Genomic DNA, 12,968 nt, shown 5'->3' with positions numbered 1-12,968 from the left:
AAATTGTAAGATATGATTGCAGGTGAAACTCCTGCCATGTATATGAGAAAGGACGAGCTCCTAGTAGCTCAGACGAATTTTATTATGACTTCAGTTGTTGTTGTAGGTACCCAATGGGGCGATGAAGGTAAAGGGAAAATTACAGATTTTCTTTCAGCTAATGCAGAAGTGATTGCTCGTTACCAAGGTGGTGATAATGCTGGTCACACGATTGTGATTGATGGTAAGAAATTTAAGTTGCACTTGATTCCATCTGGAATTTTCTTCCCTGAAAAAATCTCTGTCATTGGGAACGGGATGGTTGTAAACCCTAAATCTCTAGTAAAAGAGTTGACTTATCTTCATGGTGAAGGTGTGATAACTGATAACTTGCGTATTTCTGATCGTGCACATGTCATTTTGCCATATCATATTGAATTAGACCGTTTGCAAGAAGAGGCTAAGGGTGACAATAAGATTGGTACCACAATCAAGGGAATCGGTCCAGCATATATGGATAAAGCTGCTCGTGTTGGAATTCGTATTGCGGATCTTTTGGATAAAGACATTTTTCGTGAGCGTTTAGAACGTAATCTTGCGGAAAAGAATCGTCTGTTCGAAAAATTGTATGATAGTACTCCTATTTCAATTGACGACATTTTTGAAGAATACTATGAATATGGCCAACAAATCAAGCAGTATGTGACAGATACATCTGTTATCTTGAATGATGCGCTTGATAATGGCAAACGTGTGCTTTTTGAAGGTGCACAAGGTGTCATGTTGGACATTGACCAAGGTACTTATCCATTTGTTACTTCTTCAAATCCTGTCGCTGGTGGTGTGACAATTGGGTCTGGTGTTGGCCCAAGTAAGATTGACAAGGTTGTAGGTGTATGTAAAGCCTATACGAGTCGTGTAGGTGACGGACCTTTCCCAACTGAGTTGTTTGATGAAGTGGGAGATCGCATTCGTGAAGTAGGTCATGAGTATGGTACAACAACTGGCCGTCCACGTCGTGTGGGTTGGTTTGACTCAGTTGTGATGCGTCATAGTCGCCGTGTATCTGGGATTACCAATCTTTCATTGAATTCTATTGATGTTTTGAGCGGTTTGGATACTGTGAAAATCTGCGTGGCTTATGATCTCGATGGTCAACGTATCGACCACTACCCAGCTAGTCTTGAGCAATTAAAACGTTGCAAACCTATCTACGAGGAATTGCCAGGTTGGTCAGAAGACATTACTGGAGTTCGTAATTTGGAAGATCTTCCTGAGAATGCGCGTAACTATGTTCGTCGTGTGAGCGAGTTGGTTGGTGTTCGCATCTCGACATTCTCAGTAGGTCCCGGTCGTGAACAAACAAATATTTTAGAAAGTGTTTGGTCGTAATAGATTTTTAAGATTTGTTTAAGATAGATTGGGTATACTATAGACAGTTACAAGAAGACCTCCTAACTTGTTGTAACAAATATCCTAAACTTTTCTTTTTCATAATAATCTCCCTATTAAGTCACCGCATTCGGTGGCTTTTTTAGTTCATAAGTCCTATACAGGCTTCTACTTGACTTTTTAAGATAAAGAAAAAAACAGTGGGACAGAAATCTCTAGACCAAGTCTTAATTTGATAGACCTAGAACTTCATGGTTTCAACAATTCGGTAGATTGGTTAAGGTTGTGGATAGAGAAAGGAAGTTTTGTTTAAAGGAGTTTTTTAATTCTAAAATACCAACAAATAGTTTAATCTACTAATAAATTATAGGTATATAACTAAGCAAAAATGAGGTTGGGATTTTTGATCCCAGCCTCTTCAGTGAACTATTTTCTTTAGAATTTATAAGTTAGATAAAATTAAATTTTTTGTAAATTAGCTTATTTGATAACTTGGTTTCCTGATTTGTCATTTTGAATTTGGTTCATTTCGTGCATAAAAACATCTGCTTTCAGTTTATTTGTGATGATACTGACACTTATTAGCTTATTTAGATTTTTCTCATATCCTTCTAAAAAATAGGATTTCTAATTTTCATGGTTAACTTTGCACAATTAAAGGGACGCTTTTTAATGGTTATTTGTTCGATATCTTGAAGTTTAAATTGATAATGTAATACGCTGAGGCCTCTGCTACTATAGGTATAATACTGAATAGTATTGTTTTTATGAACTTCTAATTTTACTCCATTTATGAAGAGATAATACCCCATAAACCATAGAAGAAGTGGAACATAAATCAGTACAATTGCTATAATAATCTTGTCTGTAAAATCGGTATTATAGGATATCAGATGCTTTAGAATCCAGAGAATCATAACAGATAAAGATATCATGAATGGTCCCCCTACTCTATTAAATTGATTTTTATATGGAAACATTAAGGTAAATTTTGGTTTATCCAGTAATAACTCTAATTTCATCATTTACCCTTTCATATTGTTTATTGTATAAATTTCAGTATATTCATCTCTTGAACTTTCTATGTCAGTTATCTCCATTATTTTAAGTTCATGATTTCTGATTTTCTATCAATTTTGCTAATATTATACTCTTTTTAAAACATTATTTCTACAATCCAGCGATTTAATACTATCTAAAGTTAGTCAGTGTAAATATTATAGAGCTCTTTTTTTGTCTAGGAAAACATGCTATAATGATAGAATTGATAAGCAGGAAAAGAGAGAAGCTATGAATTATACAGTTAAAGAAAAAGAAGCTTTTATGAGAGAGGCCTTGAAAGAGGCAGAGATTGCTCTGGAAAACGATGAAATTCCAATTGGTTGTGTGATTGTCAAGGATGGAGAGATTATTGGTCGTGGGCATAATGCGCGAGAGGAGTTGCAACGGGCGGTTATGCATGCAGAAATCATGGCCATAGAGAATGCGAATGCGAGTGAAGAGAGTTGGCGTCTGCTAGATTGTACGCTTTTTGTGACCATTGAGCCTTGTGTTATGTGTAGTGGGGCGATTGGACTTGCCCGCATTCCAAACGTGGTTTACGGGGCTAAAAATCAGAAATTTGGTGCAGCTGGGAGCTTGTACGATATTTTGACAGATGAGCGTCTCAATCATCGTGTAGAGGTTGAAACGGGAGTTTTGGAGAGTGAGTGTGCAGCGATTATGCAGGACTTTTTCCGAACTCGACGGAAAAAATAATTTCTCTTTCAAAACAGAGTGGAATGTGGTATAATAAACAGTGGAGCAACAGTTCTGCGTGATTGTGTGCTCTTTTTTCGTACACTTTAAAAACCCTTTAAAATCAACACTTTAAGGGGTTTCTGTTTGTCTTGTATAAGAAAAAGGGGCAGACGAGGGGCACAATTTAAAGTTTTATCTTGTCTAACTTGCTAGATATGTCTGATACCATTTTTTGGGTAACGTGAGAATAAATCTCTAGTGTGGTCTTTGAGTCGCTATGCCCTACTCTGTCCATGATAGCAGTCAAGGGGATACCTAATTCAGCAAGTAGGGATATATGAGAGTGTCTGAACATATGTGTAGTGATGTTCTTATCTATGCCAATTTTCTGGCCATGTCTTTTCAATGCACCAATAACCCGGGCATTTGTTATTGGCTCTCCTAAAGTATTTATAAAAATAAAATCTGTATCAAATCCATTTGTCGCATTCTCTATTATCTGCTCTTTGATGATGTCTAACACTTTTTGAGGTGCTGTTATAACCCTATCAGACTTGATTGTCTTTGGTGTAGTTCTCTCTTTTTGTCTGAAATCGTATGTATGTTTGATGTGAATGGTCTTTTTAGAAAAATCTATATCCTCCTTATAATTTAAAGCAGCAAGCTCTCCATATCGCATGCCAGTAAGAAAAAGAACTTTAGCTATTCGGATATACTTTATGATTCGATAATCACAAAGGGCCTCTTCTTTTAAATTTTGTATAAACAACTTAAACTCTTTCTGATCTAAGTATTTTGTATTTTTCTTTCTGAGATCGTCAGTTGTAATTACCTTTCTAGGCATTTCAACAAATAGCATTTCATTTGTATCAATATAATTCATTCTGACAGCGAATTTCATTATCTGATTGAGCTTGAACTTGATTTTAGAAACATAGTTATGAGATCTCCCGTCTTGTAATAGTTGATCTATTACTTTTTGTAATAAACGTCTATCAATATTTCTAACTAGGTAGTCGCCCTCTATCTGCTTTAAAATCTCTTTTTTTACATTTTTTGAAGCATAGACTGTTGAATTTTTAACACCGTGTTTCCAATTCTCCTCGAATTCCTCATATAGTTTTTCAAAAGTTATATCAGAAACAAAATGTTGTTTTTCTCCTAACTTTTGTTTTATCTTTTCCTGCAGCAAGATAGCAGCTTGATTTCTTGCCTGGGGAGTTTTCTTCTCCATGGTCACTGAAACTTTTTTTAATTTCTCAGTATATGGATCTTTATATCGCTCAAAAAATTTGTATTTTCCGTTGGGAAGTTCTTCCATCCACATTGCGTTTACCTCACTTTTTTGTTAAAATGGGTATAAGAAAACGACCTTTTGAATGGTTGTTTCTTATACGTAAGTTCCTCACACTCAGAGTCGCCAAACTTTGCGAGTGTGGGTTTTTTTATTTACGAATTATGAACGATAACGTCCAATGCTCCCATGATTCGCTGAGCGTTTTCGACTGCTTCTTTGTACTCTTTCGAAGTGTTCTTTACTGGCTTTCTAATCAAGTCAATAAATACGACTGGTTTAGTGAAGTCATTTGAGGTTACACGGACTGTCATGTTTAAAATTTTAGAAGTTGATTTTCTTTTTGCAACAATACCGCCTGCGACAGCGCCAATCGCACCAAACATAGCGCCTGCAATCAATGCTTGACCAACTCCTCCAGAAACAACCGTTTGATTATTGATAATCAATTCGTACGATACTAAATCCTCGAACGAATACCAATCTGTGTCATTCTTATCTTTCTTGATCAAGGGCGGTATCAAAGACAATCCCATCGTTCCCATTGCAAGCCCTGCTTTTACCGAGCCTTTAATAGCTCCTCCGACCAATCCAGAAGAGCCTTTTGCTTTTTGAGATCCATGAATACGATAGGTACGATTATATCTATCGATCTCAAGTGGTCCGACTTTGTCCGTTTTTCTGCTTCGTGGAGCAGGAGATGGAGAAGCCGTTTTATTGACTGGCTGAGCTTGTTCGGTTGGTTCTTGGTTAGCAATAGAATAACCGCAGTTAGGACAGAACTTGTAACCTTCTACTGGATTGCCACATTCAGGACAAAATTTCATAATAACCTCCAAAATAATAACTATTTAGAATCCTTTATGCTCTTTTTTCTACCCATAGCCGACGAGGTTATGGGTTTTTATTTTTCTCAATACCTCGCCACAATACACCAGCTATCACATCTGCTTTTAACATTACACGTCAATATCATAATATTGTTGTAAGATATTGTTCCCTTGTTTGTATTTTGTAACGAGGTCAATAGCTACTCGTCGTTGCTGTTGATCGTCCAACAAATATTCATCATAGCTCAATATCCGATAATGAACAAAATCAACTAATCGATTAAAAAGGGCGTTATCGCTGATTGTATTTGCTTGTTTAATTTGCTCGTATGAGTGCTTGTTTTTGAGGTGCCAGACCATGCGCTCATTATTGATGTAAAAGAGAGAGGCCATGGTGTTAGCCTCTATTTCTAGCGGATTGCTCTGATAGTTGTTAGCGCAAGCGAGGGCGACCTCATCAGAACGGCCCGTGCTAAAATGGGCTGCAATATGGGCTAATTCATGCAAAATGGTAAAGATAACCCGTCTTTTGATATGTGTTTGATTGATATAAACAAGGTACTTTTCTTTTTCTTTGCTATAAATGGTAAAGCCGTCATTATGTTTACAGATGATATCATCCAAGTAGGTAACATCTGGATGATTGACAAGCCCTCGATATCTAATGTATTCAGACCCAAGTAGACCGGCTGAAGGAAGCATAGGAAACGGGTCCTTTTCAAAGAAGATAAAATGAAGGTTGTAAGTCTGTTCAAAGTAACGGATAATGTGCTGAAAAGTAACTTGTTCAAGTGGAATATTATTCTGTCGAGAAACTGCTTCGATCACCGGGACGGCGTAATCCCAGTGTTGGATGTACTGTCTACGGGAAATAATTTCTCTAGCCATAATTACCTCCACTTACTGTCATCGTCCATCAGGGTTTTAGCGGTTACCATCAAGCTTTCAATTGCCTTATTAAAACGAACCTTTTCTTCCTCGGTCATGTTCTGGGTCTGATTTCTGAACGCTGCGACAAGTTCAGTCTCAGCTGGACCAAGATATGCATTTTCCTTGTCATCCTTTGCAATAGCAGGATTATCTGTCCGTCCGAGTAAATAATCGGTGGATACGTTGAAGTAGTTAGCAATTTCTGCGATACGCTCAGCATTTGGCGTAGAGTTTTTTATCTTATACAGTGTATTTCTGCCATAACCCAAGTCTTCTTCGACTTGCCCAAGAGCTTTTCCACGCTTTTTTGCTAATTCTTTAATTTTTTCAAATGTCTCAAACATTGTTAAATCAACCTTTCTAAGACATTACAAAAAAATTTAACAAATTTGGTGTAAAAAGATTGACTAATTATCCCAAATGGTGTAAAATGTTTTTTGTAAGTAAGAAATAACTAAAAAAACAACTAAGAAAATAAAATATAAAAATGTTTTGGCGAACGGTATTTATAGATTTATCATTGTTTTTATTATGCTTTCATTTTAGCCAATTTGGTGTGAGTTGTCAAGTGTAATGCAGAAAAATAGTTAAAAATTTAGTTGTTTCTTATTTACATAAAGTGTAAAAAGGAGGAACGCATATGCCAGATATCGCAAACGGTCGTGAAAAGGTTAATGCTTTCTTAAAAGAGAAAGGCATTAAAAAGACAACTCTAGCGGTTGCTTATGGCTTTAAGCGACAGGAAGTAACAAACATTCTAAGTGGGACGACAAAAGGTCCACGAGCGAACAGTTTCATTCTTCAGGTTATTGAAGACTATGGGATTGAGTAGCACAAAAAAGCACCTAACAGAAGTCAGGCGCATATCAAAATAACTAACTGAATTATATCACGAAAGGAGCAAAAATGGAAGCAGTTGAAATTGTAAGAATTAAAGATGTGATCATTGAAAAAGTCTCTGCTAATGATGAAGAATTAGAACACATCTTTGGATGCTCAAAGCGACAAGCGGGAGACATGAGACGCGAGATGAAGAAGCTACCTAGCCAACAGAAGCATCTTAGGAATGATGGCCAACTTGTCACGATTAAAGGTTTTGATGCCTACCTGCAATACAGAGGCAGTCGAGATTGGAAAAAAGAAATGGTTAAAAGCAAGAAAATGAGGTCAGTCGGATGAACCTACTAACAAGAATTAAAAACTACTTTTCGGAAGAGGTCGAAGAAACCAATCTGGACTGGAGAGTGGTCGCTCTGGACCTCAATCAATCACTGATTGAAACACAAGAAAAACTTCAAAATGCCAATCAGCGTATTGCTGATCTTGAAAAAATCGTAGCAATCTGCAAGGAAAAGGAGAATGTAAAATGATGGAATACATTTACCTGGTAACAATCGTAGGAATCGGTCTATGGTCGCTAGTAAATACGCTGGATGACCACGCTGAAATGAAGCAAAAAGAGCGTCAGCAAATAGCTAACAATGTTGCACGTATGAACCTGGAGAAATCAGATAAGCAATTTACTTATGATGTGCAACCTCCGGAAGGACTTGCAAAAGGTGTAGAAGAAGGAGTTTGAAATGGTCCGAAATAAATTGACAGATTTAACTAATACTCTCTTTGCCCAACTAGAAACATTGGATGATAGGGATCTTACTGCTGATGAATTAAAGACCGAGCTTCAACGATCAAAACAGATGGTCGCTATCTCTGGCCAAATCCTTCAAGCTGGCCAGTTGGCGCTAGATGCTGAAAAATTCAAAGACAAGGTAGGTGAAGTCAATGCCCCGATCGCTTTGCTGGAAGGATGAGTACACGGAGTACATGCATGAAATATGCCCTGGTCGATTAACTCCTGAAGTAACCAGGTTATTAAATGAGAGATTTGGTACGACCTATACCAAGACTCAAATAGGAGAAGTACGCAGACGTTTAGGGTTACCAGTTGGAAAAGTATATCAAGGTAAACTGCTGACAAAGGAGCAACACGATTATCTTGTGTCAATCCAAAAAAATAAGATTTCTCGTGATGTCGCAAATGAAATGAACCAAAAATTTGGCTTATCGCTAACGGAGAAACAGATTAAGAGTTACCGGAGAAATAATAATCTACATAGTGGTTTGACGGGAAGATTTGAAAAAGGTCAAACTCCTCATAACAAGGGAAAGAAATACCCCAATATGCCAAAAAACAGCGGGCAGTTCAAAAAAGGTAATCGACCTCCAAATTATGTACCTGTCGGCACTATCAACTACACAACAGACGGTTATCCGAAAGAAAAGATTGGAGAACCTAATCAATGGGTCTTGAAACATCGTAAAGTCTGGGAAGAACATCACGGGCCAATACCAAAAGGGTATTCAATTGTTTTTCTGGACGGCGATAAAACAAACTATGATATTTCAAACCTGGCATGTTTATCTAAAAATGAAATCGCTAGAATGAATCAAAATCATCTATTCACGTCCAACGCTGATTTGACCAAATCTGGTATTGGACTAACAAAACTTACAAACAAAATCAGAGAGGTAGAAAAAAATGGCTAGTTTATACGAACTAACAGGTCAGTTCCTAACAATTTACCAATTGGATATCGATGACGAAACAAAAGCAGACACGCTTGAGGCCATCGATTGGCAAGAACAATTCGAACAGAAAGCCGAAGGATATGCCCATGTTATCAAGAATCTAGAAGCCGACGTGGCCATGTACAAGGCTGAGGAAGAGAGCTTCAAAGCCAAGAAACAGGCGGCACAGAAAAAGCTGGATTATGTTAAAGATAACATTATGACAGCTATGAATGTCACAGGTCAAACCGAAGTCAAGAGTGGTGCCCTGATTATAAAAATTGCTAAGAATCCAGAATCAGTCAAGGTCAACGAAGATGACCTTCCGAAAAAATATTTTACAAAAAAAGTGACGCTTGCGCCAGACAAAAAAACACTCAAAGAGTTGCTTAAATCTGGCAAGAAAGTCAAAGGTGCGGAACTTGTCCGGACAGAAAAGTTGGTGATTAAGTAATGGAATTGATGAATAAAACACGAGTAACGGATTCACTAGCAGTTGTGATTGGACCAGAATCAATTGAAGTGCTTGTTACAGAAGGATTTCTATTCGATGTTGCGATACGTTTTGTGAAAGTAGACGAAACGAATCTTGATCAGGGAAATGAAAAGCCGGTGTTTACTCCGGAGTACAAGCTGGTCACAGTCGCTAAATACAAAGAAAAACCTATCTTTGAATCGGAAGAAGATATTCGAAAATTTGAGAAGCAAGCAAAAGAAGTTAAATCGCTATTTGCCTTTGCAAAGGTAAATAAACAAAATTGGTTTAACACTGCCCTTTATCCAGGAGTGCTGACTGAGAAAGTTGGTTTTTGATGAAAATTTTATCTATTGACCCAAGCAGTAATAAAATTGAAACCTCAACAACAGGGATTGTCTTGTTGGATAATGCAAAACTTGTTGACTATTGGGTAGTCCCTTATGGCGCTCAAAACTTTAAAGCCTGGTTTAAAGAGATTGGTCGCAGTCTTGAGTTTGATATAGTGGTCGTTGAAAAATTTGAGGTTAGGGATAATGATTATTCCAGGGACAACTCAGTAGTTGAGACCATTGCAGCTATCGAACTATGTTATCCGGACTTAGTTTTGCAACGTAACGCAGGTTATCAGACAGATATACCAAATGACTTGCTGAAAGCTCTTGGACTATGGTCCTTTGAAAAGAGTCACCACAACGATGTGAGGGCAGCCGCAAGACTTGGGCTCTTCTATGCCCAGAGGAACGATATTGAGGAGGTGATTGTGGATATTGGCGATCGAATTACGCAAATGGCAAGCTGAAGCAGTCAAAAGAAGTGACCGTAATTGTCCTGGGATTTTCCTTGAGGCATACGGTGGACGTGGTAAAACAATCTGTGCTTTTGAAATAGCGAAGCACAAGGGGGCTAAAAAAGTCCTAGTAATCAATAATCGGTTGGCCATTCTGGATGGCTGGAGTAGTACCTATAAAAATTTAGGCTATAATACTGATTTTGAATTAGAAACCATGACGGACCGCAGATTGCAGAACAGACTTGCAAGCGGTGAGTCTATTGGGTGCGATGTGTTCATTATTGACGAGTGGCAGAACATGTCTAGTGATGCCAACGTGAAGGCTTATCGCAAGGTCAAACGTGGCTATACAGTTGGACTATCTGCAACCCCGATCAGGAAGAAGGGGCAAAACTTTTACCCTCTAGAAAAAACATTTTTTGGGATGGCTGATCCTAATCAAAGGGAAAACTGGCAACTAGCCCACGGCAAGATGAAGTATTCCAAATTCAGCTATTCTAAGCAAGAATGGGATGACTTTCGAGATTATGAAAACTATGTAAGTAATCTGCCCAACTTCTTCCGCTGGGAAGAAGTAGAAGATATTGAGGAGGCCGAAGAAAACAACGGATTTGAAGTTGTCTTTGAACCTATCTGGTGTCTAACAGCAAATCCGGAGGAATTAGATCAATTTAGAAAATTGAACATCGTTGGGAAAAATGGTAAATATGCCATGGCTAAACAAACATTTGGTCGAAAGACTTTTGAACGATATTTAATCCAGACAGGATTTGAGGTTGACTTCCCAAAGTTGAAGGCTGTTAATGCAGATACTCCAATGCTACTTCAATTGGATCTTCTGCTGGCTAGTAAGACAGAAATGTTGATAGTCAGCAAATCTAAGCAGATTGTAGAGGTCATTCGAGAACGTCATCCAGAAATTGGTATTTGGACAGGAGATAAGAAGGACTCTCTTGAACAGACAAACGTTGTAGCCACGAGCCAGGTGTTGGGTGTGGGTGTGGATGGTCTACAACATAAATTTAAGACTATTGTAATTTTAGATCCTGTCAGTCCGTCTGACGGTGATTATGACGATTATCGCCAGCTTCTGTGGCGAGTAACAGGCAGCCGTCAACAGCATGACGTGCGTGTCATTGAATTTTATTTTTAAGGAGAATCAAAATGAAACTTTCAAGTGATTATATTGTAATGCGTGACAAACAAAGCGGACATTTTTTAAATGAACTCAAGAACAAGCGTTCTTCATTAGCTACTCAGGCCGGTTTTGTGGATGATATTCGAGGTGCTCTTACAATGCCATATGATTGTTATCTTGAACAGAAAACAGCGCTAAAAGCATTGGCTAAAGTACACGGAATGGAGATTATTCGGGTTAAGGCTACATTTGATCTAACTTATCCAAATGGTGGCGATGTTCAAAAAATCGAGCGCGAGAATAAAAATATTGGTTTGTTTGATCTATTGAGAAGTTTATAAGAGGGGGATTTATGGTAACAAAACAACAATCCCCAATCTTTGTCACTTTACAGAGCATCCAGCAGAGTTTGGTTGCTCCGAAAGGCCAGTATAACAGTTTTGGGAAGTATAGCTATCGAAGCGCTGAGGACATCCTAGAAGCGCTGAAGCCAATCTTACAGGAACACGATGCAGTATTGATTTTGCAAGATGGAATTGTGCAAATCGGTGACAGGTACTATGTTGAAGCAACTGCTACTTTGTATGCAGTTGGTGAAACCATTGGGACTACAGCATATGCTAGAGAAGATGATAGCAAAAAAGGGATGGATGGTAGTCAGGTTACAGGGGCGGCTTCAAGTTATGCACGTAAATACGCGCTAAACGGACTCTTTATGATCGATGACAACAAGGATCCTGATACGGATGAATATCACAATCAGAATAGCCAAGCAGGCCGTACGTCGCAAAAATCAGCTCAAAAAACAAATAGTAAGCAAGAGCAACCGGCTAATGCTCCATCTAAAAGTAATGGAGCCAAAACCATTACAGGGGCACAGGCTAAAGCCATTCGGACAGAACTCAAAAATATGGCAGAAGCTACAGGGAGTCCTGCTGCAACAATTGGAAAATGGTTCATCGATAAAATGGGTGTTGATAAACCTGAAAGCATTCCAGCTGATCGATTGAAGGAAGCTCAGAAGATTATCGCAGATGCGAAGAAAGCGAAAGGTATTGAATAATGGGATATACGGAACTGGGGCGCAAACGTCCGATTGAATTACAGATCGCTTATTATGATAAGATCCTGGTTTATCAGCATCAAGGTGAGATTTGGGGTGTATGTTATAAGCACGGAGAAATTGATTGTGTTTACAACTACACTAAAAACGATTTCTTTTGGCTTGAAATTTCAGATATGTCCTTAAAAGAAATTGTTACTAAAATTATCAAGCCTTTGAAGAGAAATCACCCTGGATTATACTCATTTCATGAGAGTACGTTCAGTAGAATTTTGGAGGTAATAAAATAATGATCAATAATGTTGTACTCGTAGGGCGTATGACCCGAGATGCCGAACTTCGCTATACTCCTCAAAATGTAGCAGTTGCGACTTTTACTCTTGCAGTAAACCGTACATTCAAGAGTCAAAATGGCGAGCGCGAAGCTGACTTTATCAACTGCGTTATGTGGCGCCAACAGGCTGAGAATCTTGCTAACTGGGCTAAAAAAGGCTCTCTTATCGGAATCACAGGTCGTATCCAGACTCGTAGTTACGATAACCAGCAAGGACAACGTGTCTACGTAACAGAAGTCGTGGCTGAGAATTTCCAAATGTTGGAAAGCCGTAGTGCTCGTGAAGGTCATACAGGTGGGGCTTATTCTGCACCAACTGCGAATCATGCAGCACCTACAAATTCAGTACCAGACTTTTCACGTGATGAAAATCCATTCGGTTCAACAAATCCTTTGGATATTTCAGATGATGATTTGCCGTTCTAAGGAGCT

At 38.4% G+C, this 12,968-nt stretch carries 20 protein-coding genes and 1 pseudogene; 16 read left to right on the top strand and 5 right to left on the bottom strand.

The genetic code is table 11. The annotated features are described in order from the left end of the window. Positions 1-84: 84 nt before the first annotated feature. The gene (locus D8804_RS05175) at positions 85-1,371 is read left to right on the top strand and encodes an adenylosuccinate synthase (protein WP_125399035.1); all 1,287 of its coding nucleotides are present in this window, start codon (positions 85-87) and stop codon (positions 1,369-1,371) included. Between the two features lie 480 nt (positions 1,372-1,851). On the opposite strand, the pseudogene D8804_RS10415 reads toward D8804_RS05175, so the two are convergent. After that, positions 1,852-2,396: pseudogene (locus D8804_RS10415) on the bottom strand (hypothetical protein). 265 nt (positions 2,397-2,661) lie between these two features. Here D8804_RS10415 and tadA point away from each other — a divergent pair. Next, a complete protein-coding gene (gene tadA, locus D8804_RS05165; RefSeq protein WP_125399034.1) occupies positions 2,662-3,129 on the top strand; it encodes a tRNA adenosine(34) deaminase TadA in 468 nt (155 codons plus the stop codon). Positions 3,130-3,295: 166 nt separating this feature from the next. On the opposite strand, the gene D8804_RS05160 is transcribed toward tadA, so the two are convergent. The 4 genes from D8804_RS05160 to D8804_RS05145 form a co-directional block, all read right to left on the bottom strand. Beyond that, positions 3,296-4,438: a tyrosine-type recombinase/integrase gene (locus D8804_RS05160; protein ID WP_049493519.1), complete on the bottom strand. Its 1,143-nt coding sequence runs from the start codon at positions 4,436-4,438 to the stop codon at positions 3,296-3,298. Between the two features lie 122 nt (positions 4,439-4,560). Next, entirely contained in the window at positions 4,561-5,232 is a 672-nt protein-coding gene (locus D8804_RS05155) for a zinc ribbon domain-containing protein (protein ID WP_049493521.1), read from the bottom strand. Between the two features lie 132 nt (positions 5,233-5,364). After that, on the bottom strand, positions 5,365-6,123 hold the full coding sequence (locus D8804_RS05150) for an ImmA/IrrE family metallo-endopeptidase (protein ID WP_049493523.1): 759 nt from the start codon (positions 6,121-6,123) through the stop codon (positions 5,365-5,367). Positions 6,124-6,125: 2 nt separating this feature from the next. Continuing rightward, positions 6,126-6,509 (bottom strand): helix-turn-helix domain-containing protein, encoded by a 384-nt coding sequence (locus tag D8804_RS05145; protein WP_049479658.1) that lies wholly within the window; start codon positions 6,507-6,509, stop codon positions 6,126-6,128. 296 nt (positions 6,510-6,805) lie between these two features. Between D8804_RS05145 and D8804_RS05140 the strand changes: the two genes are divergently transcribed. The 14 genes from D8804_RS05140 to ssbA all read left to right on the top strand — a co-directional run bounded on the left by D8804_RS05140 (position 6,806) and on the right by ssbA (position 12,962). Continuing rightward, positions 6,806-6,997, top strand: coding sequence for a DNA-binding protein (locus tag D8804_RS05140; RefSeq protein WP_001112858.1), 192 nt, complete (start codon positions 6,806-6,808; stop codon positions 6,995-6,997). Positions 6,998-7,071: 74 nt separating this feature from the next. Beyond that, positions 7,072-7,344 carry a hypothetical protein gene (locus D8804_RS05135; RefSeq protein WP_049493525.1) on the top strand — a complete coding sequence of 91 codons (273 nt, stop codon included), beginning with the start codon at positions 7,072-7,074 and terminating at the stop codon, positions 7,342-7,344. After that, positions 7,341-7,535 carry a hypothetical protein gene (locus tag D8804_RS05130; protein WP_049493526.1) on the top strand — a complete coding sequence of 65 codons (195 nt, stop codon included), beginning with the start codon at positions 7,341-7,343 and terminating at the stop codon, positions 7,533-7,535. The genes D8804_RS05135 and D8804_RS05130 overlap by 4 nt, the downstream gene beginning before the upstream one ends. After that, positions 7,532-7,744 (top strand): hypothetical protein, encoded by a 213-nt coding sequence (locus D8804_RS05125; protein WP_049479655.1) that lies wholly within the window; start codon positions 7,532-7,534, stop codon positions 7,742-7,744. The genes D8804_RS05130 and D8804_RS05125 overlap by 4 nt, the downstream gene beginning before the upstream one ends. Before the next feature lies 1 nt (position 7,745). After that, positions 7,746-7,976, top strand: coding sequence for a hypothetical protein (locus tag D8804_RS05120; protein ID WP_000252079.1), 231 nt, complete (start codon positions 7,746-7,748; stop codon positions 7,974-7,976). A 13-nt stretch (positions 7,977-7,989) separates the two neighbouring features. Then, a complete protein-coding gene (locus D8804_RS05115; RefSeq protein ID WP_049493527.1) occupies positions 7,990-8,712 on the top strand; it encodes an HNH endonuclease signature motif containing protein in 723 nt (240 codons plus the stop codon). Then, positions 8,705-9,187 (top strand): siphovirus Gp157 family protein, encoded by a 483-nt coding sequence (locus D8804_RS05110; protein ID WP_049493529.1) that lies wholly within the window; start codon positions 8,705-8,707, stop codon positions 9,185-9,187. The genes D8804_RS05115 and D8804_RS05110 overlap by 8 nt, the downstream gene beginning before the upstream one ends. Continuing rightward, the gene (locus D8804_RS05105) at positions 9,187-9,546 is read left to right on the top strand and encodes a hypothetical protein (RefSeq protein WP_049493531.1); all 360 of its coding nucleotides are present in this window, start codon (positions 9,187-9,189) and stop codon (positions 9,544-9,546) included. Before D8804_RS05110 ends, D8804_RS05105 begins: the two co-directional genes overlap by 1 nt. Further along, the gene (locus D8804_RS05100; RefSeq protein ID WP_049493537.1) at positions 9,546-10,010 is read left to right on the top strand and encodes a hypothetical protein; all 465 of its coding nucleotides are present in this window, start codon (positions 9,546-9,548) and stop codon (positions 10,008-10,010) included. The genes D8804_RS05105 and D8804_RS05100 overlap by 1 nt, the downstream gene beginning before the upstream one ends. Next, entirely contained in the window at positions 9,979-11,154 is a 1,176-nt protein-coding gene (locus D8804_RS05095; protein WP_049493539.1) for a DEAD/DEAH box helicase family protein, read from the top strand. The genes D8804_RS05100 and D8804_RS05095 overlap by 32 nt, the downstream gene beginning before the upstream one ends. 11 nt (positions 11,155-11,165) lie before the next feature. Beyond that, the gene (locus D8804_RS05090) at positions 11,166-11,480 is read left to right on the top strand and encodes a hypothetical protein (protein WP_049479648.1); all 315 of its coding nucleotides are present in this window, start codon (positions 11,166-11,168) and stop codon (positions 11,478-11,480) included. Positions 11,481-11,491: 11 nt separating this feature from the next. After that, positions 11,492-12,202 carry an ERF family protein gene (locus D8804_RS05085; RefSeq protein WP_049493541.1) on the top strand — a complete coding sequence of 237 codons (711 nt, stop codon included), beginning with the start codon at positions 11,492-11,494 and terminating at the stop codon, positions 12,200-12,202. Then, positions 12,202-12,492 carry a hypothetical protein gene (locus D8804_RS05080; RefSeq protein ID WP_125399033.1) on the top strand — a complete coding sequence of 97 codons (291 nt, stop codon included), beginning with the start codon at positions 12,202-12,204 and terminating at the stop codon, positions 12,490-12,492. The genes D8804_RS05085 and D8804_RS05080 overlap by 1 nt, the downstream gene beginning before the upstream one ends. After that, positions 12,492-12,962, top strand: coding sequence for a single-stranded DNA-binding protein SsbA (gene ssbA, locus D8804_RS05075; protein WP_125399032.1), 471 nt, complete (start codon positions 12,492-12,494; stop codon positions 12,960-12,962). The genes D8804_RS05080 and ssbA overlap by 1 nt, the downstream gene beginning before the upstream one ends. Positions 12,963-12,968 lie beyond the last annotated feature (6 nt).

The sequence above is a fragment of the Streptococcus oralis genome, assembly GCF_003944215.1.
Taxonomy (GTDB): domain Bacteria; phylum Bacillota; class Bacilli; order Lactobacillales; family Streptococcaceae; genus Streptococcus; species Streptococcus oralis_BI.
This window is presented reverse-complemented; position numbering and strand designations above follow the sequence as displayed.

Excerpts from the sequence above, each read along its gene's own strand:
- D8804_RS05145 (WP_049479658.1), bottom strand. The coding sequence starts at position 6,509 with ATGTTTGAGACATTTGAAAAAATTAAAGAATTAGCAAAAAAGCGTGGA.
- D8804_RS05085 (WP_049493541.1), top strand. The coding sequence starts at position 11,492 with ATGGTAACAAAACAACAATCCCCAATCTTTGTCACTTTACAGAGCATC.
- D8804_RS05110 (WP_049493529.1), top strand. The coding sequence starts at position 8,705 with ATGGCTAGTTTATACGAACTAACAGGTCAGTTCCTAACAATTTACCAA.
- D8804_RS05080 (WP_125399033.1), top strand. The coding sequence starts at position 12,202 with ATGGGATATACGGAACTGGGGCGCAAACGTCCGATTGAATTACAGATC.
- D8804_RS05140 (WP_001112858.1), top strand. The coding sequence starts at position 6,806 with ATGCCAGATATCGCAAACGGTCGTGAAAAGGTTAATGCTTTCTTAAAA.
- D8804_RS05105 (WP_049493531.1), top strand. The coding sequence starts at position 9,187 with ATGGAATTGATGAATAAAACACGAGTAACGGATTCACTAGCAGTTGTG.
- D8804_RS05150 (WP_049493523.1), bottom strand. The coding sequence starts at position 6,123 with ATGGCTAGAGAAATTATTTCCCGTAGACAGTACATCCAACACTGGGAT.
- D8804_RS05130 (WP_049493526.1), top strand. The coding sequence starts at position 7,341 with ATGAACCTACTAACAAGAATTAAAAACTACTTTTCGGAAGAGGTCGAA.
- D8804_RS05115 (WP_049493527.1), top strand. The coding sequence starts at position 7,990 with ATGCATGAAATATGCCCTGGTCGATTAACTCCTGAAGTAACCAGGTTA.
- D8804_RS05090 (WP_049479648.1), top strand. The coding sequence starts at position 11,166 with ATGAAACTTTCAAGTGATTATATTGTAATGCGTGACAAACAAAGCGGA.
- ssbA (WP_125399032.1), top strand. The coding sequence starts at position 12,492 with ATGATCAATAATGTTGTACTCGTAGGGCGTATGACCCGAGATGCCGAA.
- D8804_RS05135 (WP_049493525.1), top strand. The coding sequence starts at position 7,072 with ATGGAAGCAGTTGAAATTGTAAGAATTAAAGATGTGATCATTGAAAAA.
- D8804_RS05100 (WP_049493537.1), top strand. The coding sequence starts at position 9,546 with ATGAAAATTTTATCTATTGACCCAAGCAGTAATAAAATTGAAACCTCA.
- D8804_RS05175 (WP_125399035.1), top strand. The coding sequence starts at position 85 with ATGACTTCAGTTGTTGTTGTAGGTACCCAATGGGGCGATGAAGGTAAA.
- D8804_RS05125 (WP_049479655.1), top strand. The coding sequence starts at position 7,532 with ATGATGGAATACATTTACCTGGTAACAATCGTAGGAATCGGTCTATGG.
- tadA (WP_125399034.1), top strand. The coding sequence starts at position 2,662 with ATGAATTATACAGTTAAAGAAAAAGAAGCTTTTATGAGAGAGGCCTTG.
- D8804_RS05160 (WP_049493519.1), bottom strand. The coding sequence starts at position 4,438 with ATGTGGATGGAAGAACTTCCCAACGGAAAATACAAATTTTTTGAGCGA.
- D8804_RS05120 (WP_000252079.1), top strand. The coding sequence starts at position 7,746 with ATGGTCCGAAATAAATTGACAGATTTAACTAATACTCTCTTTGCCCAA.
- D8804_RS05155 (WP_049493521.1), bottom strand. The coding sequence starts at position 5,232 with ATGAAATTTTGTCCTGAATGTGGCAATCCAGTAGAAGGTTACAAGTTC.